General features: G+C 66.2%; 22 protein-coding genes. 15 read left to right on the top strand and 7 right to left on the bottom strand.

What is annotated here, in order from left to right:
- Positions 1-62 precede the first annotated feature (62 nt).
- On the bottom strand, positions 63-911 hold the full coding sequence (locus BKA16_RS10360; protein ID WP_183370572.1) for a L,D-transpeptidase family protein: 849 nt from the start codon (positions 909-911) through the stop codon (positions 63-65).
- A gap of 119 nt (positions 912-1030) precedes the next feature.
- Between BKA16_RS10360 and BKA16_RS10355 the strand changes: the two genes are divergently transcribed.
- The 3 genes from BKA16_RS10355 to BKA16_RS23855 all read left to right on the top strand — a co-directional run bounded on the left by BKA16_RS10355 (position 1031) and on the right by BKA16_RS23855 (position 2616).
- Complete coding sequence (locus tag BKA16_RS10355) at positions 1031-1636, top strand: class I SAM-dependent methyltransferase (protein ID WP_183370571.1); 606 nt, start codon at positions 1031-1033, stop codon at positions 1634-1636.
- Between the two features lie 155 nt (positions 1637-1791).
- Complete coding sequence (locus BKA16_RS23860; RefSeq protein ID WP_246371719.1) at positions 1792-2253, top strand: hypothetical protein; 462 nt, start codon at positions 1792-1794, stop codon at positions 2251-2253.
- Between the two features lie 57 nt (positions 2254-2310).
- Entirely contained in the window at positions 2311-2616 is a 306-nt protein-coding gene (locus BKA16_RS23855) for an endonuclease domain-containing protein (protein ID WP_246371717.1), read from the top strand.
- Between the two features lie 72 nt (positions 2617-2688).
- Here the strand turns inward: BKA16_RS23855 and phoH2 are convergent, their stop codons facing one another.
- The 4 genes from phoH2 to BKA16_RS10330 all read right to left on the bottom strand — a co-directional run bounded on the left by phoH2 (position 2689) and on the right by BKA16_RS10330 (position 7829).
- Positions 2689-3990 carry an RNA 5'-3' helicase PhoH2 gene (phoH2, locus tag BKA16_RS10345; RefSeq protein ID WP_183370570.1) on the bottom strand — a complete coding sequence of 434 codons (1302 nt, stop codon included), beginning with the start codon at positions 3988-3990 and terminating at the stop codon, positions 2689-2691.
- Positions 3991-4381: 391 nt separating this feature from the next.
- Positions 4382-5251 carry an acyl-ACP desaturase gene (locus BKA16_RS10340; RefSeq protein ID WP_183370569.1) on the bottom strand — a complete coding sequence of 290 codons (870 nt, stop codon included), beginning with the start codon at positions 5249-5251 and terminating at the stop codon, positions 4382-4384.
- Between the two features lie 51 nt (positions 5252-5302).
- A complete protein-coding gene (gene glyA, locus BKA16_RS10335) occupies positions 5303-6595 on the bottom strand; it encodes a serine hydroxymethyltransferase (protein ID WP_183370568.1) in 1293 nt (430 codons plus the stop codon).
- A 10-nt stretch (positions 6596-6605) separates the two neighbouring features.
- Positions 6606-7829, bottom strand: coding sequence for a DUF885 domain-containing protein (locus BKA16_RS10330; protein ID WP_183370567.1), 1224 nt, complete (start codon positions 7827-7829; stop codon positions 6606-6608).
- A gap of 71 nt (positions 7830-7900) precedes the next feature.
- Here BKA16_RS10330 and coaA point away from each other — a divergent pair, with 71 nt between their 5' ends.
- Positions 7901-8842, top strand: a complete 942-nt coding sequence (gene coaA / locus BKA16_RS10325; protein WP_183370566.1) for a type I pantothenate kinase — start codon at positions 7901-7903, stop codon at positions 8840-8842.
- Positions 8843-8910: 68 nt separating this feature from the next.
- Here the strand turns inward: coaA and BKA16_RS10320 are convergent, their stop codons facing one another.
- Together BKA16_RS10320 and BKA16_RS10315 are read right to left on the bottom strand one after the other, a co-directional pair.
- Complete coding sequence (locus tag BKA16_RS10320) at positions 8911-9396, bottom strand: YbaK/EbsC family protein (RefSeq protein ID WP_183370565.1); 486 nt, start codon at positions 9394-9396, stop codon at positions 8911-8913.
- Positions 9393-10169, bottom strand: coding sequence for an isoprenyl transferase (locus BKA16_RS10315; RefSeq protein ID WP_183370564.1), 777 nt, complete (start codon positions 10167-10169; stop codon positions 9393-9395). The genes BKA16_RS10320 and BKA16_RS10315 overlap by 4 nt, the downstream gene beginning before the upstream one ends.
- Before the next feature lie 60 nt (positions 10170-10229).
- Between BKA16_RS10315 and trhA the strand changes: the two genes are divergently transcribed.
- The 11 genes from trhA to groL all read left to right on the top strand — a co-directional run bounded on the left by trhA (position 10230) and on the right by groL (position 22173).
- Entirely contained in the window at positions 10230-10928 is a 699-nt protein-coding gene (gene trhA / locus BKA16_RS10310; protein WP_183370563.1) for a PAQR family membrane homeostasis protein TrhA, read from the top strand.
- 31 nt (positions 10929-10959) lie between these two features.
- Entirely contained in the window at positions 10960-11460 is a 501-nt protein-coding gene (locus tag BKA16_RS10305) for a hypothetical protein (protein ID WP_183370562.1), read from the top strand.
- 143 nt (positions 11461-11603) lie between these two features.
- Positions 11604-13010 (top strand): PepSY-associated TM helix domain-containing protein, encoded by a 1407-nt coding sequence (locus tag BKA16_RS10300; RefSeq protein WP_183370561.1) that lies wholly within the window; start codon positions 11604-11606, stop codon positions 13008-13010.
- Positions 13011-13224: 214 nt separating this feature from the next.
- Positions 13225-14874 carry an aromatic/alkene/methane monooxygenase hydroxylase/oxygenase subunit alpha gene (locus BKA16_RS10295; protein ID WP_183370560.1) on the top strand — a complete coding sequence of 550 codons (1650 nt, stop codon included), beginning with the start codon at positions 13225-13227 and terminating at the stop codon, positions 14872-14874.
- Between the two features lie 106 nt (positions 14875-14980).
- Entirely contained in the window at positions 14981-16024 is a 1044-nt protein-coding gene (locus BKA16_RS10290) for a 2Fe-2S iron-sulfur cluster-binding protein (RefSeq protein WP_183370559.1), read from the top strand.
- 60 nt (positions 16025-16084) lie between these two features.
- Positions 16085-17191, top strand: a complete 1107-nt coding sequence (locus tag BKA16_RS10285; protein WP_183370558.1) for an aromatic/alkene monooxygenase hydroxylase subunit beta — start codon at positions 16085-16087, stop codon at positions 17189-17191.
- A 2-nt stretch (positions 17192-17193) separates the two neighbouring features.
- On the top strand, positions 17194-17532 hold the full coding sequence (gene mimD, locus BKA16_RS10280; protein WP_183373000.1) for a propane 2-monooxygenase effector subunit MimD: 339 nt from the start codon (positions 17194-17196) through the stop codon (positions 17530-17532).
- A gap of 105 nt (positions 17533-17637) precedes the next feature.
- Complete coding sequence (locus tag BKA16_RS10275; RefSeq protein WP_183370557.1) at positions 17638-18645, top strand: amidohydrolase family protein; 1008 nt, start codon at positions 17638-17640, stop codon at positions 18643-18645.
- A gap of 10 nt (positions 18646-18655) precedes the next feature.
- Positions 18656-19432, top strand: a complete 777-nt coding sequence (locus BKA16_RS10270; protein WP_183370556.1) for an iron-sulfur cluster assembly protein — start codon at positions 18656-18658, stop codon at positions 19430-19432.
- Complete coding sequence (locus BKA16_RS10265) at positions 19429-20454, top strand: NAD(P)-dependent alcohol dehydrogenase (protein WP_183370555.1); 1026 nt, start codon at positions 19429-19431, stop codon at positions 20452-20454. Before BKA16_RS10270 ends, BKA16_RS10265 begins: the two co-directional genes overlap by 4 nt.
- A gap of 69 nt (positions 20455-20523) precedes the next feature.
- Positions 20524-22173, top strand: coding sequence for a chaperonin GroEL (gene groL / locus BKA16_RS10260; protein WP_183370554.1), 1650 nt, complete (start codon positions 20524-20526; stop codon positions 22171-22173).

Raw genomic sequence — 22173 nt, 5'->3', positions numbered from 1 at the left:
ACAGCTCCGAGGCCGCACGCGATGTGTCGCGTGCGGCCTCGGATCGCTGAAGAGACGTCTGGTCAGCTGGCGCTGGGAATCAAGTTCGCCAGTTCGTTCGGGAGCAGTGCGGCCAGGTTGCCGAGCAGCCCGCCGAGGACGTCGCCATTGGGGCTCGTCTCCGCCTGAGCCACCGGCGGCGTGTCCTGGTTGACGCCGATCGTGATCTTCGGATTCTTCGTCGGGTCGAGCCACTTGAGAATGTTCACCACGGTCGACTCGTCGGTCGACACGCAACCCCACGTCGGCTCGCCGTTGGACACGTGTAGGAAGATCGCCGACGCGTCGCCCGGGGTGTTGGTGGGGTTGTGGTTGATGTTGACGGCGTAGTCGTACACCGACCCCATGTTGTAGAGGTTCTCACTGTCGCCGCCCGGGCTTCGATCGCTCTGGACGTGCTGGTTGTAGGTCGGCGACTTCGGGTTCGCATCCCACCAGTCACGCGTCGTCGTCTGGAAGTACGGCATCTTGGTGCCGGGGTTCGCCTTGCGGCCGAACGCCTGGTTCAACGCGAACGTGCCCTGCGGGGTGCGATACACGTTGTCCTGCGCCTTGCCCATGCCCTTCTCACCGAGAAACGCCTTGGCCGGGCCGATGTCGGCGACCTTCTGCCACTGACCGTTCGCGTCCTTCTCGAACGCGGTCAGCGTCGCGGTCTGCGACGACGCCACCGGCGCACTCACCATCACCATCTGTTGCGTGTCGTCGACGGGCTCGTCGCCCTTGAGCGCCTTGAGGATGTTCTCGATCAGCTTCGTGATCTCGCTGTTCTGACCCTCGGGTGCGGGAGTTGTCGGCGCGGCGGACGCCTGCCCGGACCCGACCGCCAACGCGACGACACCCGCCAACGCCAGCAGCCCCACTTGCCACATTCGCCTCATCAGTAACTTCAGCACCACCTCAGTGTGCCAGCGGGTGCCGGGCGTCCGCCACCCCGGCGAGAGCATCGTCACCTTTCTGCAACGCGATGACTGGCGTCTATGGTGGAGGAATGACCACACCCGGGCAGCCCCGCTGGATCACCGACACCGACCCCGGGCACAGCGAGTGGTACGTGGAACGGTTCCGCACCATGGCGGCTCAGGGCGCCGATCTCTTCGGCGAGGCCCGGCTGATCGACGCGATGGTCGGACGCTCGGCCCGGATCCTCGACGCGGGTTGCGGCCCCGGCCGCGTCGGCGGGTACCTCCACTCCGTGGGTCACGAGGTCGTGGGCGTGGACGTGGACCCGATCCTCATCGAGGCCGCGACGGCCGACTACCCCGGCCCCGACTGGCAGGTCCACGACCTGGCCGCTCTCGACCTGCGGGACGACGACGGCGGCCGCCGCACCTTCGATGCGATCGTCTGCGCCGGGAACGTCCTCGCGTTCGTCGCACCCGATACCGAGTCACTCGTGCTGAACCGCCTCGACGAACACCTGGTCGACGACGGCTTCGTCGTCGTCGGCTTCCACGTCGAGAAGCTGCCGGTGGAGCAGTTCGACGCGGCCCTCGCCCAGACCGCCCTGCGCCTGGATCTGCGCCTGTCGACCTGGGACGTGAAACCGTGGCACGACGACGCCGAATTCGCGGTGTCGATTCTGCGCCACGCGTGAAGTGTACCTGTGCGGGGTGCCGTCGGCTATACGAGGTCGGCTCCGAACACAGGTACTCGTGACGCGGCCCAGGAGAATCTGTGCATACGGCGTCCGGTTATCCACAGATCGTATGCACGCCGTATTCCGCGCCGACTTCGAACCATGCTCTGGGCATGGACGAGATTCCGACGGGTGTGTTCCCGACCCGCGAACTGTACAGGTCGATCGGACGGGCGAGCCTGGAGAAGCTGCTTCGTGAGCAGAAGGCGCAGGTCCTGCGAAAGGGCTGGATCCAGGTCGGCGCCGCACCGCAGGACATCGTCGCGGCCGTTCGACGAGGAGGGGTCTGCAGCTGTCTGTCCGCACTCAAGCGGCATCACGTCTGGGTGCCCGAGTTCCACGATGTCCATGTTCGGGGAAACCGGCGAGCCGTCGCCGACCGCACGGGGCCGTTCTGCCGCCGCTACGGGCGTCCGCTTCCGGAGTACGGCGCCGTAGACGACGTCCCGACCGCCTTGGAGCACAGCGTGCACTGTCTCGACGCCGAAGGGATGATCGTCGTGATCGACTCGATCATCCATCGCGGGCTCATGTCATACGACGAGGTCGCCCACCTCTTTCGCGACGCCCCCTAATGGATTCAGCGTGTCCTGACCCGTATCGACAGCCGCGCAGAATCGGGGCCCGAGAGCATGATCCGATCACGACTGCTCACGGAACAGGTCAAGCTCGACATTCAGGTGACGATCACCGGCGTGGGCCGCGTCGACCTGCTCGTCGGCGACTGGCTGATCATCGAGCTCGACGGCTGGGAGTTTCACGGGGACAAGCCTCACTTCAACAGCGACCGGACACGCATGGTCGACGCCCAGAACCTCGGCTACACCGACTTGCCGTTCACCTACGAACACGTCGCGTTCGACGATGTCGCGACCCACCGCCGGATCATGACCGCGATCCGCAACGGCGCGCACCGTCGCCCTTCTCAGCTCGCGTAGAAGGTACCTGCACTCGGAGCCGGTCCCGTACAGCCGTCGGCTCCGAGCACAGGTACCACGCACGCGAGGGAGTCACAGCGTGCCGGGCGCGAACTCCTCCAGCATGTCGGTGACCAGAGCCGCGATCGGCGACCGCTCGCTCCGGGTCAGTGTGACGTGGGCGAACAGCGGGTGGCCCTTGAGCTTCTCGATCACCGCGGCGACGCCGTCGTGCCGGCCGACGCGCAGGTTGTCACGCTGGGCCACATCGTGGGTGAGCACCACCCTCGATCCGGAACCGAGGCGAGACAGCACGGTGAGCAGTACATTCCGCTCCAGCGACTGGGCCTCGTCGACGATGACGAACGAGTCGTGCAACGACCGGCCACGGATGTGCGTGAGCGGCAGCACTTCCAGCATTCCGCGGTCGAGGACCTCGTCGATCACCTCCGACGAGACGAGCCCCTCGAGGGTGTCGAAGACCGCCTGCGCCCACGGACCCATCTTGTCCTGCTCGCTGCCCGGGAGATAGCCGAGGTTCTGGCCGCCGACCGCGTACAGCGGGCGGAACACGACCACCTTGCGCTGGCTCCGGCGTTCGAGCACCGCCTCCAGTCCGGCGCACAGCGCGAGCGCCGACTTTCCCGTGCCCGCCTTTCCGCCGAGGGAGACGATGCCGACGGACTCGTCGAGCAGCAGGTCGAGCGCCACCCGCTGCTCGGCGGAACGACCTCGCAGACCGAATGCCTCGCGATCGCCGCGCACCAGTTTGACCTGCTTGTTCTCGGTGACGCGACCGAGCGCGCTTCCCGAGGTACCGACCAGTCGGGTGCCGGTGTTGCACGGCAGGTCACGCGCGTCGTCGACGTCGACGACGCCGTCGGCGAACAGGGTGTCGATCTCGGAGTCGACCACATCGAGTTCGGCCATTCCGGTCCAGCCGGAGACGACGACGTCCTGCGCGTGATACTCGTCGGCGACGAGCCCCACCGCGCCCGCTTTGACACGCAGCGGGGTGTCCTTGGAGACGAGCGTGACGTCTCGGCCCTCGGCGCGAAGATTCAGCGCGCAGGCCAGGATCCGCGAGTCGTTCGTGTCGTTGCGGAATCCCGCGGGCAAGACGGCCGGGTCCGTGTGGTTCAGCTCCACCTGGACGGTGCCGCCGTCGTCGCCGACCGGCAGCGGCACGTCGAGCCGACCGTGCTGTACGCGCATGTCGTCGAGCAGTCGCAGAGCTTGGCGGGCGAACCAGCCGAGTTCGCTGTGGTGCCGTTTGCCCTCGAGTTCACTGATCACGACGAGTGGGAGGACGACGTGGTGCTCGGCGAACCGAGTCACCGCCCACGGGTCGGAGAGCAGAACGGAGGTGTCGAGGACATAAGTGCGTGCGGTCACGTCTGGCTCCTTGGCGCCGTGCGGCTCCCGCACGGTCCGAGTTTCTCCGGCCGGTCGGTTCGTACCCTGCGACCCGGGGATGAGGTCGCACGAGCAAGGACCGGGGCCGGTCCTGTCGTGACATAGGCAGTCAACGAATCGAACCTCCCGAACGAACCGCTTCCCCACGGCCCGTCATGCGTGACGCTACGCCGTGTGACCTCGACAACACCCGAAGCGCAGGCAGCGTGTCGGTTAAGGCTGCGTGAAGCCCCGCTGTCGCTGGCGACGACGGAGGTAGCAGCGTCTCCTCCACGGCCGGAGGGCACCGTGAATCCGGTGGTGAAAGACGACAGGCGTTCGAGGCCCGTCGAAGGGCACTCGAACGCCTGGTGTCCGGTGTCGAATCGGTTCAGTGACCGGCGGCGCGCTCCAGGATCCTGGTGCGCGCGGCCTCTGCTTGCGCGCTCAGGCTCTGCAGACTCTCCAGCTTGAGTTCGTCCGCGAGCTTCGCCGCGATGGCCGCGTGCGAGGCGACGTCCTCGAAGTCGGAGATGTACTCGCGCTGCGTGTCGAAGTCGGCGACGTCCGAGCCGATCGGCTCGATGTTCGCAAGCGCCTTGTCGACGGCCAGCACCGCGGTCTCCTGATCGGCGACGATGCCGGCCATCAGGTAGGCCTGGAACATCGCGGCCTGTGCGGCGTCGTCGGTCCTGATCTTCTCCAGGATCGTGACGAGGTCGGGATCCTCGGCGTACGCGAGCAGTTCGGTGATGAAGTGCACGCACTGGTTCTCGTGCACGGCGAGCACCGCGAGCGTTTCGAGCGGACCGAGGTCGGCCACGGCCTCCGGCGTCTGCTTCCACCCGGCGACGACGTGGATGCGGCGACGGTTCTCCGCGTCGACCGGATCCATCGCGCGCGTGACCACCAGGTAGTCGCGCAGCACGATCGAATGCCGGTTGTCTTCGGCGGTCCAGACGCCGATGAGCTGACGCCAGTCGGTGAACGGCGGGAAGTGCCGCGCCAGAACACGGTGGAACGACGGCAGGTTGTCCTTGGTGAGCAGCAGTGCGAGCAGGCCGGCGGCCGCCGTCGGCGACAGTGTCGCCTGCCCGGGCTCGAAGTCCTCGCCGCCGAGGAACGCGAAATTGCGGCCTTTGGACCACGGCACCCATTCACCCGGGTTCCAGTCCAGCGCGGCCTGGCTGTGCTCTTCGGCGATCTCGGGAAGGGCCTTCTCCAACGCCGCGATCAACTCGTCTTCACTCAAAACTGCCACGTGGACCACCCTAAACGACGTTGGCGAAAAACCGGATATCGATGACGGCGGTCACTTGCCGCTCATCAGGCCCCAGTCCTCGAGTCCCTCGTACAGCGGGAAGTCGAGGGCCAGGGCGCTGACACGCGCGCGCAGGGCGGCGACGTCGGCCGAGCGGCCCGCTGCGAGCGCGGTGCCGATGATGTCGGCGACCTCGGTGAACTCCGTGTCGCCGAAACCGCGGGTGGCCAGTGCGGGCGTACCGATACGCAGACCCGAGGTGACCATCGGCGGACGCGGATCGAACGGCACGGCGTTGCGGTTGACGGTGATGCCGATCTCGTGGAGGAGGTCCTCGGCCTGCTGGCCGTCGAGGTCGGAGTCGCGCAGGTCTACCAGGACCAGATGCACGTCGGTACCGCCGGTCAGGACGGTGACGCCCGCCTTCTTCGCGTCGTCGTACAGGAGACGGTCGGCCAGGATCGAGGCGCCCGACAGCGTACGACGCTGACGTTCGGCGAACTCCTCGGTGCCGGCCACCTTGAGGGCGACGGCCTTCGCGGCGACAGCGTGCATGAGCGGGCCGCCCTGCTGGCCGGGGAAGACGGCGGAGTTGAGCTTCTTGGCCCATTCCTTGCGCGCCAGGATCATGCCCGACCGCGGGCCGCCGAGGGTCTTGTGGACGGTGGTCGAGACGACGTCCGCGTACTCGACGGGGTTCGGGTGCAGTCCGGCGGCGACCAGGCCCGCGAAGTGCGCCATGTCGACCCACAGGTGGGCGCCGACCTCGTCGGCGATCGACCGGAACGCCGCGAAGTCGAGGGTGCGCGGATACGCCGACCAACCGGCGACGATGACCTTCGGCTTGGTGTCGAGAGCGATCTTGCGCACCTCGTCCATGTCGACGCGGAAGTCCTCCTTGCTGACTCCGTAGAAGGCGTTCTCGTACAGCTTGCCCGAGAAGTTCAGGCGCATGCCGTGCGTGAGGTGACCGCCGTGGGCCAGGTCCAGGCCGAGCAGCGTCTCGCCCGGCTCCATCAGGGCCTGCAGCACGGCGGCGTTGGCCTGTGCGCCGGCGTGCGGCTGAACGTTGGCGAACTCGGCACCGAACAGTGCCTTGGCGCGGTCGCGTGCGATGTCCTCGACGACGTCGACGTATTCGCAGCCGCCGTAGTAGCGACGGCCCGGGTAGCCCTCGGCGTACTTGTTGGTGAGCACGCTGCCCTGCGCCTGCAGGACGGCGCGGGGCACGAAGTTCTCCGAGGCGATCATTTCGAGGGTGTCGCGCTGGCGGGACAGCTCCCCGTTCATGGCGGCAGCCACATCGGGATCGAGATCGGCCAGGGACTGCGTGAACAGGCTCATGCCGACCAGTCTAAATGGACAGTTCGCGTCGGAGGACCGCCGGGGTGAGCGGTTCGTCGAGCAGCCGGCCGAATCGTGTGAGACGGCTCTCATCCGCGGCGTCGAGCCAGCGATCCAGAAGCTGGTACCCCTCGACGTACGTGGAGATGTACGCGCGCCACAGCGGCGAGGTCAGGAAGCGCAGCTGCTGCCGGGCGCGGTCGGGGTTCACCAGCAGCCATCGCTGCAGGAACGCGGCCACCGAGTCCTCATCGGCATGGCGGTCGTGAAGCAGTAGTGCGGCGTCCTGACGGACTGTGAGCAGTCCCGCGGTCGCGCGCGAGACGGCGCGGGCCTTCTCGGCGTCGAATCGGAGCCCGAAGTCGGCGTAGATCTCGGCGGCCCACTCATGCCATGCGGTACTCATCGCGGCGGCGAGCGCATGGTCGGCCAGCCCTTCGGCCATGAGGCACTGCGGCGTGTTGACGAGGAAGATCTGGTGTTCGAGCTGCCCGGTTCCGACCAGCTTCTGCTCCTTGCGGCAGTGCTCGGTGTGATGGCCGGGGTACGCCTCGTGGGCGATCAACCCGGGCAGACCCGAGAGATGCTGCGGCAGATCGGTGTTGACGGCGACGTTCGAGCGGTAGTCGCCGAGGTAGTAGTTGAAGCCCGACCACGGCTTGTCGGAGACAACGTCGAACTGTACGGTCTCGGCGGCCGGCAGCGGGAACTCCGCGCGGACCACGTCGCGCAGGCTGGAGGCGAAGGCCGCGATCAACGGTTCGGTGAGCTCGGCCGGGATCTCCTCGGCCCGACGGTACCGCTGATACTCGGCGGCCAGCGCGTCACCGGTGGCGCCCGGCACGCCCAGTGCGACGGCCAGATCGGCGTGCGTCTGCCGATAGGTCTCCTCGTCGGCGGGAGCGATGTCGACGTCGAAGTAGGCGCGGACCTCGTCGACGAAACCGATGTCCTCGCCGGCGAACTTACGGGCCGAGCACTCCAGCGCGCGCAGATGCGAGCCGATGAACTCGGCACGGTCGTCGGGGAGCCCGTCGGGCAGTCGGGCGAGCAGTGCGCGAGCCCGCACCGCGAGATCGACCGGGTCCGGGCGCGGAGCGTTCCGCGCTTCGACGCGGAGCGCGGGATCCCCCGTGAAGGCGTCGACGAAGCCCTCTTCCAGACGGTCGAACGCCAAACCGATGCGAAGGTACTCGATCACCGGGTCGTCGGACGGGCGCGCAGATGTGCTCATATGCCACGAGGGTAGTCAGCTCGGTGCCGGACGTGTCGGCTCGCTCACGTATGCCTGTAGCGTTATCGGGCATGGCGCGCCATTCCAGTGACCGCGACCCCGGCCTGTACCTCGAACTCGACCGCAAGCAGTGGCGTGAACTGCGCCAGTCGATGCCGATGGTGCTCACCGAGGCCGAACTCGAAGAGCTCGTGGGCCTCGGCGAACAGGTCGACCTGAACGAGGTCGCCGAGGTGTATCTGCCGATCTCCCGTCTGATCCACATGCGTGTGGAGGCCCAGCGTCGCCTGTTCGCGGCGACGAGCACATTTCTCGGCGAGCATCAGCGCAACCGGCAGGTGCCGTTCGTGATCGGCATCGCGGGCAGCGTCGCGGTCGGCAAGTCGACCACCGCTCGCGTCATGGCGAAGCTCCTGTCCCGCTGGGAGACCCACCCCAAGGTCGACCTGGTGACCACCGACGGGTTCCTCTACCCCACCGCCGAGTTGGAACGCCGCGGCATCATGCATCGCAAGGGGTTCCCCGAGTCGTACGACCGCCGCGCTCTGCTCCGGTTCGTCACCGAGGTGAAGTCGGGTGCGTCGGTCGCGACGGCCCCGGTGTACTCGCACGTCAGCTACGACATCGTGCCCGACGCGTTCATCGAGGTCCGCCAGCCCGACATCTTGATCGTCGAGGGCCTCAACGTCCTGCAGACCGGTCCGACGCTGACCGTCTCGGATCTGTTCGACTTCTCGATCTACGTGGACGCGAAGACCTCCGACATCGAGCGCTGGTACATCTCCCGCTTCCTGCAGATGCGCAACACCGCCTTCCAGAACCCGGACTCGCACTTCCATCACTACTCGTCGCTGACCGATCAGCAGGCCAAGATCGCCGCCCGCGACATCTGGACCTCGATCAATCGCCCGAACCTCATCGAGAACGTGCTCCCGACGCGCCCGCGCGCCACACTCGTACTCCGTAAGGACCGCGACCACTCGATCAATCGGGTGCGTCTGCGGAAGCTGTGAGGTCGGCGAGATCTCGTCGGATCGGCGGGCGCGGCGGACATCGCCCCGCCGACGTCACGACCGAGTTCCTACTCCGCGGCGATGGCGGCGACCGTCGAACCGGTCACGGCCACCAGGTCGTCGAGTGACAGCTCGATCTCCAGACCCCGCCGGCCCGCACTGCACAGGATCGTGTCCCACAGGATCGCGGTCTCGTCGACGACGGTCGGCAACGCCACCTTCTGTCCCACCGGCGACACCCCGCCCAGAACATAGCCGGTCATCCGCTGAACCCTCGCGGCGTCGGCCATCACCGCCTTCGACGCACCGAGCGCCTTCGCGACGGCTTTGAGCGAGAGCTTGCACGGCACCGGTACGACGGCGACGCCGAAGCGCCCACCCAGGTCGACGACGAGCGTCTTGAAGATCCGGTCGGCCTCGAACCCCCGCTCCGCCATGGCCTCGACGGCCTCCGCACCGTAATCGGTGCTCCGCCGATCGTGGTCGTAGCCGTGCACCGCGTACTCGACGCCCGCCTGATCCAACGCCGCGACGGCCGGGGTGGACGCGCTCACTTTCCGAAACGGCGGTTACGCGCCGCGTAGTCGCGCAGCGCGCGAAGAAAGTCGACGCGACGGAACTCCGGCCAGTACGCGTCGGTGAACCAGATCTCCGAGTACGCGCTCTGCCAGAGGAGGAAGCCGCTCAACCGCTGTTCGCCGGAGGTGCGGATCACCAGATCGGGATCCGGCTGACCGGACGTGTACAGATTCGCATCGATGCCCGCGACCGTGACCGCCTCGACCATCTCGGCGGGGGTGGCGCCCTTGGCCTCCGCGTCGGTGAGCAGCTTGCGCACCGCGTCGACGATCTCCTGGCGCCCGCCGTAGCCGACGGCGACGTTCACGTTCATTCCGGACAGCCCGTCGGTGCGTGCCGAGGCCTCCCGCAGCCGGGCGGCCACCGGGTCGGGCAGATGATCGAGATTGCCGACGATCCGCACCCGCCAGTCTCCGTGACTGATCTCTTCGACGATGTCGGGCACGATCTGCATGAGTGCGTCGAGCTCCTCGGAATCGCGCGAGAGGTTCTCGGTCGAGAGCAGGTAGATCGTCACGGCTCCGATGTCCAACTCGCTGCACCAGCCGAGCATGTCGGCGATCCGCTTGGCGCCGACGCGGTGGCCGTGACTGACGTCGTCGAAGCCGGCTTCCCGCGCCCAACGACGATTGCCGTCGCAGATGATGGCGACATGCCGCGGCACCCGGCCGCGATCCATGAGTTGCACGAGCCGACGCTCGTACACTCGGTACATGCCGCTGCGGAGAGTGTCGGGAAGCAGTTTCACCCTGGAGATGTTACGCGCGACGTATGTTACCGGCGCGAAACTTACGGTACCGTAGGTTGCATGACGGACTTGTCACAGGCCGAAGCCCCGGCCACCGATGACAGCGGCACGCGGCCGGTCGGGAAACCGACTCTGCGCGGTGTGATCCACCAGTACTCCTCGGTGATCGCGGTCGCCGTCGGCGTCATCCTGATCGTCGGCACGGCGATGCTCCGCACCGTCGGCCCGCTGCTGTCGGTGATCGTCTACGTCGTCACGATCTGCGCCCTGTTCATCGTCAGCACCGTCTATCACCGCATCGACTGGACGTCGCCGTCGATGCGGATAGCGATGAAGCGCGCCGACCATTCGATGATCTTCCTGTTCATCGCGGGCACGTACACACCGTTCTGCATGATGGGTCTGCACAGCCCCGCCCGCTGGTGGGTGCTCGGCACCGTGTGGGTCGGCGCCCTCGCGGGTGTCGTGCTGAAGCTCGCATGGCCGGGCTCGCCGCGTTGGCTGGGTGTGATCCTCTACATCGTCCTGGGCTGGGTGATCATCGCGGTCGCACCGTCGCTGATCCACAACGCGGGTGTCGCGGTGCTGGTCCTGCTCGCCGTCGGCGGGGTCTTCTACAGCGTGGGCGCCGTCCTATTCGCGCTCCGCTGGCCCGACCCGTGGCCGGGTGTGTTCGGACACCACGAGGTGTTCCACGCCTGCACCGCCATCGCCGCACTCCTGCACTACATCGCCGTCTGGCTCGTGGTGCTGAACTGAGACGATCCCGTCAGGCACTAGACTCCACCCCATGCCTGCCGACCTCGTACCCGCGCGTGTGCGCGGCGGGGTCGTCGGCGGGGCGTCCGCACTCACCGGCATCGCCGCCCACGCCGCGGCGATGGGCATACTGCCGTCCACTTCGTCCCTGCTGATCGTTCTCGCGGCGGCGGTCGCGATCGGGGCGGCAGTCGTCGCCGCGCCCCGACTTCCCGGGATCGTCGCTCTCGCGATCGGACAGGGCGCCGTCCACCTGCTGCTGACGCTCCTCTCCGGTCATCACCACGACCTCCTGCAACCGTCGATGGTTCTGACGCACGGACTCGGCACCGTCGCCGCCCTGGCGCTCATCGCGGCGATCGAAGCACTCGCATCGACGGCGATCGGCGTCGTCGCACTCGTCGTCTCACTGCTGACCTACCGCGGCATGCGTCGTTCGAGCATGCGGCCGCGCGTCGTCCGGATCATCGACGCTCCGGCCGCCCCCCTGCAACTGGGCTCGGTCGGGCTCCGCGGACCACCCGCTCGCTGAGGTTCTCTCTTCCACACCGGATCGATGACATCGGTCCGGATTCGACGCGTCTGCTCGTGCCACGGACCTCCGACAGCGACCTCGTCCGGCGAGGACGTGGCGGTCGGCAGACGCGACCTCTTCAGCGAAAGGCATGTATCTCCATGTCGGAATTCAGACGTGCGGGTGTCCGCATGTTCCATCGACTCCACTTCTACGCGGGCGTCCTCGTGGCACCGTTTCTTCTCATCGCAGCCGTGACCGGCGCACTGTACGCACTCGCGCCGTCGATCGAGAACTTCGTGTACCGCGATCAGCTGCACACGTCATCGACGGGGCCGGAGCAGTCGTTGGCCGCACAGGTCCGCGCGGCGCAGACAACCGTCCCCGACCTGACCGTCAACGCCGTACGACCCCCCGTCGCAGCGGGTGACACGACCCGCGTCCTGTTCGACGATCCTTCGCTCGGCGAATCCGAACGCCGCGCCGTGTTCGTCGACCCGGTCACTGCGCGACCACTCGGCGATCTGCCGGTCTACGGCAGCGCGAGCGCCCTGCCGCTGCGAACCTGGCTCGACCGCCTGCATCGACAGCTGCACCTCGGCGACACCGGTCGGCTGTACAGCGAACTCGCCGCATCGTGGCTGTGGGTGGTGGTCGTCGCGGGTCTGGTTCTGTGGTTCACCCGCGCCCGCACACGACGACGCAAGACCGGCCGCGCCCGCACCATCGGCCGGCACGGTCTGATCGGTGTGTGGATCGCCGTCGGACTGCTGTTCCTGTCGGCCACCGGACTCACCTGGTCGACCTATGCCGGTGCACACATCACCGATCTGCGCAGCGCGCTGAGCTGGAGCACCCCGGCGACCGACACCGCACTGCCCGGCGCCCCGGCGGCCGCACCGCCCGGGAACGAGCACGCCGACCACGGCGGCATGTCCATGCCGATGCCCGGCGATGCCGCGGGCGACACGTCCACCGCGATCCCGCAGATCGACGCCGCGCTCGCGCTCGCGAAGTCGGCCGGCGTGTCTGACGGCGTCGAGATCACGCTCCCGGCCGACACGCGCACCGCGTTCACCGTCACGCAGGTACGACGCTCCTGGCAGTTCTCCACGAGCAGCGTCGCCGTGGACCCGTCGAGCGATTCGGTGACCAGCGTCAACAGATTCTCCGACTGGCCGTTGCCCGCGAAACTCGCGGCATGGGGAATCGCTCTGCACATGGGCCTGCTGTTCGGCATCACGAATCAGATCCTGTTGCTCGTGCTCGCACTCGCTCTGATCGCGATGATCGTCCTCGGTTACCGCTCGTGGTTCCAGCGAGCACGCCGCGACCGACTGGTGGGCCGGGCGCCGCAGCCCGGCGCACTGCGTCGAGCACCGCTGCCACTCGTCGTCGCCGTGGCCGCCGTCGCGGTCGCCATCGGCTGGTTCGCCCCGCTGTTCGGGTGGCCGCTGCTCGCCTTCGTGATCGTCGACGTCACAGTCTCGGCGGTCCGCGGTCGCCGTCGCCCGACGGGTGACGATCCCGACGTTCAGGACACCCGAGAGCCGGCAGCCGTCGGCTGACGTCAGAGCTCACCGCAATCGGCTCGACACTCGCCCCGCGGAGCACACGCTCCTGACCGGCGGTGTCGAGCCGATTCGCATACCGCCGGCTCAATCGTTGTGATCTGAATCTCATAGTGAGACGCACATGCATTGATTCACACACTTGAATGGCTCCTACCACGTCAACCGAGGTCGACACTCCGGTCGGCCTCGCACAATGAGGAGGCGCATTTTGAGCAGGCAAAGCCTTACCAAGGCTCATGCAAAGATCACCGAATTGTCGTGGGAACCGACTTTCGCCACCCCGGCGACACGATTCGGCACCGACTACACATTTGAGAAGGCCCCCAAGAAGGACCCGCTCAAGCAGATCATGCGTTCGTACTTCCCGATGGAGGAGGAGAAGGACAATCGCGTCTACGGCGCGATGGACGGAGCTATTCGCGGAAACATGTTCCGTCAGGTTCAGGAGCGGTGGCTCGAATGGCAGAAGCTGTTCCTGTCGATCATTCCGTTCCCGGAGATCTCGGCGGCCCGTGCCATGCCCATGGCCATCGACGCTGTTCCGAACCCCGAGATCCACAACGGTCTCGCCGTTCAGATGATCGACGAGGTACGGCATTCGACGATTCAGATGAATCTGAAGAAGCTGTACATGAACAACTACATCGATCCCGCCGGATTCGACATCACCGAGAAGGCGTTCGCGAACAACTACGCGGGCACCATCGGCCGGCAGTTCGGTGAGGGATTCATCACCGGTGACGCGATCACCGCGGCCAACATCTACCTGACGGTGGTCGCCGAGACCGCGTTCACCAACACGTTGTTCGTCGCCATGCCCGACGAGGCCGCAGCCAACGGCGACTACCTGTTGCCGACGGTCTTCCACTCGGTCCAGTCCGACGAGTCCCGCCACATCTCGAACGGCTACTCCATCCTCCTGATGGCGCTGGCCGACGAGCGCAACCGTCCGCTTCTCGAGCGCGACCTTCGCTACGCGTGGTGGAACAACCACTGCGTCGTGGACGCCGCGATCGGAACCTTCATCGAGTACGGCACCAAGGACCGCCGCAAGGACCGCGAGAGCTACGCCGAGATGTGGCGTCGCTGGATCTACGACGACTACTACCGCAGCTACCTGCTGCCGCTGGAGAAGTACGGGCTCACCATCCCGCACGATCTGGTCGAGGAGTCGTGGAAGCGGATCACCGAGAAGCACTACGTCCACGAGGTCGCCCGCTTCTTCGCCACCGGCTGGCCGGTCAACTACTGGCGCATCGACGCCATGACCGACGCCGACTTCGAGTGGTTCGAAGAGAAGTACCCGGGCTGGTACAGCAAGTTCGGCAAGTGGTGGGAGAACTACAACCGCCTCGCGTACCCGGGCCGCAACAAGCCCATCGCGTTCGAGGACGTGGGCTACCAGTACCCGCACCGCTGCTGGACGTGCATGGTCCCCTGCCTGATTCGCGAGGATCTGGTCGAGGACAAGGTCGACGGTCAGTGGCGCACCTACTGCTCGGAGACCTGCCGCTGGACCGACACCACCGCGTTCCGCGGCGAGTACGAAGGCCGCGAGACCCCGAACATGGGTCGTCTCACCGGTTTCCGCGAGTGGGAGACGCTGCACCACGACACCGATCTGGCGGATGTGGTCAGCAACCTCGGATACGTCCGCGACGACGGCAAGACCCTCATCGGTCAGCCGCACCTGCATCTCGACGATCCGAAGAAGATGTGGACCCTCGACGACATCCGCGGCATCACGTTCCAGAGCCCGAACGTGCTGCTCAACGAGATGAGCGACGAGGACCGCAAGAAGCACTTGGACGACTACCGCGCTGACACGGTGGCCGCCGAGTACTACTCGCGCGCATAGTCCCTCGGGTTCTCGACTCCGCTCGATCACCCGGTTCGCTCCGCTCGACCCGACTGCTGGTCGAGCGGAGTCGAGACCCCCACCCGACACACCCAGGAGAAACTCCGTGAGCGAGACCCATCGCGTCACCTTCGTCCCCGTCGACATCGAGATGGAAGTGACCGAAGACGAGACCATCCTCGACGCCGCCTTCCGTCAGGGCATTCACTTGATGCACGGTTGCCGCGAGGGCCGTTGCTCCGCCTGCAAGAGCTATGTGCTCGACGGCGATGTTCAGATGGACGGCCATTCAACCTTCGCCTGCAACGACGCCGAAGCCGATGAGGGCTATGTCCTCCTGTGCAAGACCTGGGCGTACGACGACTGCGAGATCGAACTCCTCAACTTCGACGAGGACGAGCTTCTCGGCGGCGCCCCGATCCAAGACATCACGACGACGATCACGTCGATCACCCCGATGACCGGCGACATCGTGTCCCTCAAGCTCGATCTGACCGAGCCCGCCGAATTCGAGTTCAAAGCAGGCCAGTTCTGCGACATCCACATTCCCGGCGACGAGGAGAACACCCGGTCGTTCTCCCTGGCGACGACACCGTCGAACCCGAAACAGCTCGAGTTCCTGATCAAGAAGTATCCGGGCGGCGTGTTCGCCGGCATGCTCGACGAGTCGCTCGAAGCCGGCGGGCAGCTCGCGATCACCGGGCCGTACGGCTCGTTCACGATCAAGGACGGACACGTGCTGCCGATCGTCCTGATGGGTGGCGGCGCGGGCATGGCCCCCGTGCTCGCCCTCCTGCGACACGCCAGCGAGATCGGGCTCACGCGCCCGATCCGCTTCTACTACGGCGCACGCACCGCCGCCGACCTGTTCTACCTCGATGAGATCGAACGCCTCGGCGCACACCTGCCCGACTTCACGTTCACCGCGTGCCTGTCCGAATCGATGGACTCTCCGCCCGACGGCGTCACCGTCGCCCAGGGCAACGTGACCGACGTCGTCGACCAGGCCGAACCCGAATTGAACAGGACGGAGGTGTATCTCTGCGGTCCTCCGCCGATGGTCGACGCGGCACTAGCCCTCGCCGAGGCCAAGGCAGTCCCGAAGGACCAGGTCTTCTACGACAAGTTCACCAGCCCCGCGTTCGACTGACGCATTCGCCTTTGACTCGCCAGCCCACATCGACTGGCCGTAACGACAGGATGACAACGCATGTCCGCACCAACAGCACCCAAGGAACGTAGTTTCCCCAGCATCGAGTTCACCGACGCCGAGGCCGGCGCGCTGGACTTCCCGAGTTCCAAGAGCAGGAAGTACAGCTATTTCGAGCCGGTCAAGAAGCGGGCCACGATGTACGAGGACGTCACCGTCGACGTGCAGCCCGACCCCGACCGGTATCTGACGCAGGGGTGGATCTACGGGTTCGGCGACGGTCCCGGCGGCTATCCGAAGGAATGGACGACGGCGCAGTCGAGCGATTGGCACGCCTTCCGCGATCCCAACGAGGAGTGGGATCAGACCATCTACCGCAACAATTCGGCGGTGGTCCACCAGGTGGAGCTGTGTCTGACCAACGCCAAGCGGGCGCATGCCTACAGCGGGTGGAATCGGCCCTGGCTGAACTTCATCGAACGCAACCTCGGCGCCTGGATGCACGCCGAGAACGGAATGGCCCTGCATGTGTTCACGTCGATTCAGCGATCCGGTCCGGTCAACATGATCAACACCGCGGTCGCGGTGAACGCCGCGCACAAGATGCGGTTCGCCCAGGACCTGGCGCTGTTCAACCTCGATCTGGACGACGAGGTGGCGGATTTCGACGGCAGCGCGCACATCGATGTCTGGCGCAACGCACCCGAGTGGCAGCCCACTCGTGAGGCCGTCGAGCGCCTCACCGCGATCGGCGACTGGTGCAAGCTGCTGTTCGTCACCAACATCGTGTTCGAGCAGCTCGTCGGATCGCTGTTCCGCAGCGAGCTGGTGATGCAGGTCGCCGCGCGCAACGGCGACTACATCACTCCGACCATCGTCGGCACCGGCGAACACGACTACGCGCGTGACCTCGCGTACACCCGCAATCTGTTCCGGATGCTCTCGCGCGACGACGAGCACGGCGAGGCGAACAAGGCGTTGTTCGCCGAGTGGATGGCCGAATGGGTGCCGCGCTGCCTGGACGCGGCGAACGCCCTGCAGCCGATCTGGTCGCAGCCGGCCGAGAAGTCGGTGACGTTCGCCACGAGCATGGACGCCGCCAAGGCGAAGTTCGCCGAAGTCCTCGAATCCATCGAGGTCGAGATCCCGAAGGAGTTGAACAAGTGAGCATGGAATTCGGAGCCGCCACAGAGTTCTCGAACATGTGCGGTGTCACCCTGATGAACACCCCGATCGGCCGCGTCGTCGCCGACGTGATGGGCGCCAAGGACGGCGTCTCGCTGACCGAGTACCCGTCGATGATCCGCGTCGACGGCACCGATCGGATCGAGTTCGACTACGACGAACTCACCGACGCGCTCGGCGAGGACTTCGACGGATCGGTGTTCGAGGAGATCTCGTCCACCCACTACGGCCGCATGGTCCACCTCGACGATAAGACGATGCTCTTCGCCAGCCCCGAAGACGCCGCCGAGTTCATCGGATTCGATCTGACCGCGACGAGTTAGTCGCGCACATACTCCCGCCGGGGACCGAGAATCATCTCGATCCCCGGCGGGCCACCACAGTTTCACCACTATTTCGATTTCAGCCCAACCTGTAGGAGTCCTGTCATGTATGAGAAGAACGGCGAGAAATTCTTCATTGTCGACGCACACGTGCACTTGTGGGACGCGCGTCCGCAGAACCAGTCGAACATTCACGGCAAGCAGTTCATCGACTGCTTCTTCGATTACCACTCGAACTTGAGTCCGGAATCGGAGAAGTGGGACTACGAGACCTATCTCTATTACGGCGGCAAGCGTCTGATGAAGGATCTGTTCGAAGACGGATACGTCGATCACGCGATCTTCCAGACCACGCTGCTGCGGGACTTCTACGAGACGAACTTCTCACAGTTCCGTGAGACCCAGGACCTCGTCGAGGCCAACCCGGGCAAGCTCACTCACAATTACGCCTACGATCCGCGCGACGGTGAGGACGGCATCACCGAGATGCGCAAGGCGCACGCCAAGTACGGCTTCACCGGCGTCAAGCTGTACACCGCCGAATGGCACGGCGAATCGCGTGGCTACAAGCTCGACGACATGTGGTCGCGCAAGTACCTCGATGTCGCGCAGGAACTCGGCGTCAAGAACATCCACGTCCACAAGGGACCGACGATCCGTCCGCTCGACCGCGACGCGTTCGATGTCGCCGACGTCGACAAGGTGGCCACCGACTACCTCGATCTGAACTTCGTCGTCGAGCACATCGGGCTGCCCCGTCTCGAGGACTTCTGCTGGATCGCCACGCAGGAGCCGAACGTGTACGCGGGCATGGCGGTGGCGATGCCGTTCATCCACACTCGTCCGCGGTACTTCGCGCAGATGATGGGCGAGCTTCTGTACTGGCTCGACGAGGACCGGATCATCTTCTCCAGCGACTACGCGCTGTGGACGCCGAAGTGGCTGATCGAGCAGTTCGTCGACTTCCAGATCCCGGAGGACATGACCGAGTACGCGCCGATCACCCTCGATCAGAAGCGCAAGGTGTTGGGCCTGAACGCGGTGAATCTGTACCCGCACATCCAGGTCCCCGAGGAGTTGAAGATCAAGACTCCCGTCGGCGCGAATGCGTGAGGCCGCTGCCATGACCACTCTGGATGAACGGCCGACCTCCCGCCGGTCGAGCCCCGACGCACCGTCTCTGGAGGCGGCCATCATGGCCGCACTCGACACCGTGATCGACCCCGAGCTCGACGAACCCATCACCGACCTGTACTTCGTGCGCTCCGTCGCGGTCGACGACCAGGGCGTGGAGGTCCATCTGCGGCTTCCGACCGCGTTCTGCTCGCCGAACTTCGCGTACCTGATGGCCTCCGACGCGTTGGACGCCCTGGAGATGATCGACGACATCGGCATCGTGCGCGTGATGCTCGACGATCACCACGACAGCGACAAGATCAACGCCGGCCTGGCCGCGCACGCCGGATACCGCGGGACGTTCGGTCACGAGGCGCAGGACAGTCTCGACGAACTCCGCCTGACGTTCATGCGCAAAGCCCACACGGCCGCGATGGAACGCTCGCTGACCTCCCTCATCAAGGCGGGCGGCACCACCAACGAGGCCGTCGGCAAGGTCCTGTTGCGTGACCTTCCGTCCGGCCAGTACAAGACGGCACTGCTGCGTCGCCGCGTGGCGATAGGCCTGTCCGCCTGCCCCAACAGCCGCGTCCTGGTGGACGATCACGGGCATCCGATCCCCGACGACGAGATCCCGGTGAAACTCCGGTTCGCGCGCTCGGTCCGGATCTCCATCGAAGGCAACGGCCACTGGTGCCGCGGGGTGCTGGCCACCCGCTATGAGGGCGACGAGTGCGACGGCACCTCGGGCCCGCTCATCACGAACACCCGGGAGAAGCAATGAAAGCTGTACGCGTCGTCGGCTACCACCAGCCGATGGAACTGACCGAGATCGACAAACCCGAGGTCAGCGGACCCCTGGACGTGATCGTGCGGATCGGCGGCGCCGGCGTGTGCCGCACCGACCTGCACGTCCTCGAGGGCCAGTGGGAAGCGAAATCACAGGTCGCGTTGCCGTACACGATCGGTCACGAGAACGCCGGCTGGGTCGAGGAGATCGGCTCCGCGGTCACCAACGTCGCTGTCGGCGACAAGGTGATCCTGCATCCGCTGATCACCTGCGGGCTGTGCCGGGCCTGCCGCGCCGGGGACGACGTCCACTGCGAGAACCAGCAGTTCCCGGGCATCGACACCGACGGCGGGTACGCCGAGTATCTGAAGACCACTGCGCGCAGCGTCGTCAGACTCGACGACTCGCTGGAGCCCGCCGACGTCGCGGCGCTCGCGGACGCGGGCCTGACCGCCTACCACGCGGCCGCGAAAGTGGCCCGAGACACTCGACCGGGACAGACCTGCGTCGTGATCGGCGCGGGCGGCCTCGGCCACATCGGCATCCAAGTCCTGTCCGCGATCAGCGGCGTCACGATCGTCGTCGTGGACCGCAACCCGGACGCGGTGGCGCTGGCCGTCGAGGTCGGCGCCAACCACGGCATCGTCGCCGACGGAACCCATGTCGAGAAGATCCTCGAGATGACCGGCGGCCACGGTGCCGAAGCAGTCCTGGACTTCGTCGGCGAAGGCGGTGCCACCGCCGAGGGCGTCGCGATGCTCCGCCGGGCCGGCAGCTATTACGTGGTCGGCTACGGCGAGAACATCGACGTCCCGACGATCGACATCATCTCCACCGAGATCAATTTCATCGGCAACCTCGTCGGGTCGTACAACGATCTCGGGGAGCTCATGGTCCTGGCCGCACAGGGCAAAGTGAAGCTCCACACCAGCACCTACCCACTCGCCGACTTCGCGACAGCGCTCGCCGACCTCGACGCGGGCAAGGTCCGAGGACGCGCCATCCTCATCCCCTAGTGCCGACCACGGCACTGGTGTCATTCCCCTCTTTCTCACCGGATTCTGTCCACCGAAAGGCTTTCGATCATGGCTAAAGAGCTGCGGTACAACGCTGACGCACGAGTTCTCCTGGAGCGAGGGGTCAACGCCCTCGCCGACGCCGTCAAGGTGACCCTCGGACCCAAGGGTCGCAATGCGGTTCTGGAGAAGCTGACCGGTCCACCGACCATCACCAACGACGGCGTGACCATCGCCAGGGAGATCCAGTTGCGCGAGCCGTTCGCCAACATGGGCGCACAGCTGGTGAAGGAGGTCGCGATGAAGACCAACGGTGTCGTCGGCGACGGCACCACCACCGCCACAGTCCTCGCCCAGGCCATGGTGCGCGAGGGTCTCCGGGCCGTCGAGGACGGAGCCAACCCGATGCGCGTTCGACGCGGCATCGAACGTGCTGTCGAGACCGTCCTCGACGCGCTCGGCGGCCAATCGGTCACCATCGGCGAACGCGAGGATCTGTTGCGCGTCGCCTCGCTGGCCGCCAGCGACGACGACGTGATCGGTTCGGCGATCGCCGACGCCGTCGTCTACGCGGGCGACACCGGTGTCATCACCACCGAGGAGTCCGACGCCCCCGGGCTGACCGTCGAGGTGGTCGACGGCATCGAATTCGATCACGGCTACATCTCCGGCTACATGGTGACCGACCAGGAGCGCATGGAGGCGGTCCTGGACGACCCGGTGATCCTGTTGACCAACAAGAAGATCACCTCGGTGCAGGACATCATGCCCACCGTCGAGGCGGCCAAGCGGGCCGATCGTCCGCTGCTGGTCCTCGCCGAAGACGTCGACGGACCCGCGCTCCAGTTCCTCGTCGGCGGCAACATGCACAACCACATGCGCTCGGTGGTCGTGCGCGCCCCCGGCTTCGGTCACCGCCGCGTCGCCGAACTCGAGGACCTCGCGATCGCGCTCGGCGGTCACGTCATCGCCAAGGACACCGGCGTCGAACTGTCGGAGGTGACCGGCGAGCATCTCGGACGCTGCAGTCGCGTCACCGTCACCGAGAATGCGACGACGATCGTCGGCGCCACCGGCGACCAGTCGCTGATCGACGCCCGCGTCGGGCAGCTCCGCGCCCAGTTCGACCGCGCCCGCATCGACGCCGACCGGGACAGCCTCGAACTGCGCATCGCTCGCCTGACCGGCCGCGTCGCCGTGATCCGAGTCGGCGGCTACACCAGCGTCGAACTCAAGGAGCGCATGCTCCGCGTCGAGGACGCATTGGCCGCCACCCAGGCCGCGGTCGACTCGGGTGTGGTCGCCGGCGGCGGCACCGCACTGGCACAGTCGCACCGGGTGCTCGAAGGACTCACCGCCGACGAGGACGAGGGGGTCGGTGTCGCCGTGGTCCGCGCGTCCCTGTTCGAACCGCTCCGCTGGATCGCCCTCAACGCGGGCTACGAGGGCGACGCTGTCGTCGACGTCGTCTCCGAACTGCCGTCCGGCCACGGATTCAACGCTCTCACCGGCGGATACGAGGACATGTTCGAGGCGGGCATCATGGACCCGACGAACGTCACCCGCGCCGCCCTCGAGAGCGCGGCGTCGATCGCGGCACTGATCCTGACGACCGAGACCGCCGTCGTCGAAGAGGTGATGGGACACCCCGGCGCCATCGAGGCGCCCGGCTTCGGCGACCTCGCCGAAGGCATGGTCCGACCGTCCAACATCTACTGA

The organism is Gordonia humi (assembly GCF_014197435.1).
Classification (GTDB): Bacteria; Actinomycetota; Actinomycetes; order Mycobacteriales; family Mycobacteriaceae; genus Gordonia; species Gordonia humi.
This window is presented reverse-complemented; position numbering and strand designations above follow the sequence as displayed.

What these genes read in the sequence shown, in the direction of transcription:
- BKA16_RS10285 (WP_183370558.1), top strand. Translation starts at nt 16,085, where the DNA reads ATGTCCGCACCAACAGCACCCAAGGAACGTAGTTTCCCCAGCATCGAG.
- BKA16_RS10355 (WP_183370571.1), top strand. Translation starts at nt 1,031, where the DNA reads ATGACCACACCCGGGCAGCCCCGCTGGATCACCGACACCGACCCCGGG.
- BKA16_RS10300 (WP_183370561.1), top strand. Translation starts at nt 11,604, where the DNA reads ATGTCGGAATTCAGACGTGCGGGTGTCCGCATGTTCCATCGACTCCAC.
- BKA16_RS10275 (WP_183370557.1), top strand. Translation starts at nt 17,638, where the DNA reads ATGTATGAGAAGAACGGCGAGAAATTCTTCATTGTCGACGCACACGTG.
- BKA16_RS10270 (WP_183370556.1), top strand. Translation starts at nt 18,656, where the DNA reads ATGACCACTCTGGATGAACGGCCGACCTCCCGCCGGTCGAGCCCCGAC.
- BKA16_RS10305 (WP_183370562.1), top strand. Translation starts at nt 10,960, where the DNA reads ATGCCTGCCGACCTCGTACCCGCGCGTGTGCGCGGCGGGGTCGTCGGC.
- BKA16_RS10360 (WP_183370572.1), bottom strand. Translation starts at nt 911, where the DNA reads ATGTGGCAAGTGGGGCTGCTGGCGTTGGCGGGTGTCGTCGCGTTGGCG.
- mimD (WP_183373000.1), top strand. Translation starts at nt 17,194, where the DNA reads ATGGAATTCGGAGCCGCCACAGAGTTCTCGAACATGTGCGGTGTCACC.
- groL (WP_183370554.1), top strand. Translation starts at nt 20,524, where the DNA reads ATGGCTAAAGAGCTGCGGTACAACGCTGACGCACGAGTTCTCCTGGAG.
- BKA16_RS23860 (WP_246371719.1), top strand. Translation starts at nt 1,792, where the DNA reads ATGGACGAGATTCCGACGGGTGTGTTCCCGACCCGCGAACTGTACAGG.
- BKA16_RS10330 (WP_183370567.1), bottom strand. Translation starts at nt 7,829, where the DNA reads ATGAGCACATCTGCGCGCCCGTCCGACGACCCGGTGATCGAGTACCTT.
- coaA (WP_183370566.1), top strand. Translation starts at nt 7,901, where the DNA reads ATGGCGCGCCATTCCAGTGACCGCGACCCCGGCCTGTACCTCGAACTC.
- BKA16_RS23855 (WP_246371717.1), top strand. Translation starts at nt 2,311, where the DNA reads ATGATCCGATCACGACTGCTCACGGAACAGGTCAAGCTCGACATTCAG.
- BKA16_RS10265 (WP_183370555.1), top strand. Translation starts at nt 19,429, where the DNA reads ATGAAAGCTGTACGCGTCGTCGGCTACCACCAGCCGATGGAACTGACC.
- trhA (WP_183370563.1), top strand. Translation starts at nt 10,230, where the DNA reads ATGACGGACTTGTCACAGGCCGAAGCCCCGGCCACCGATGACAGCGGC.
- glyA (WP_183370568.1), bottom strand. Translation starts at nt 6,595, where the DNA reads ATGAGCCTGTTCACGCAGTCCCTGGCCGATCTCGATCCCGATGTGGCT.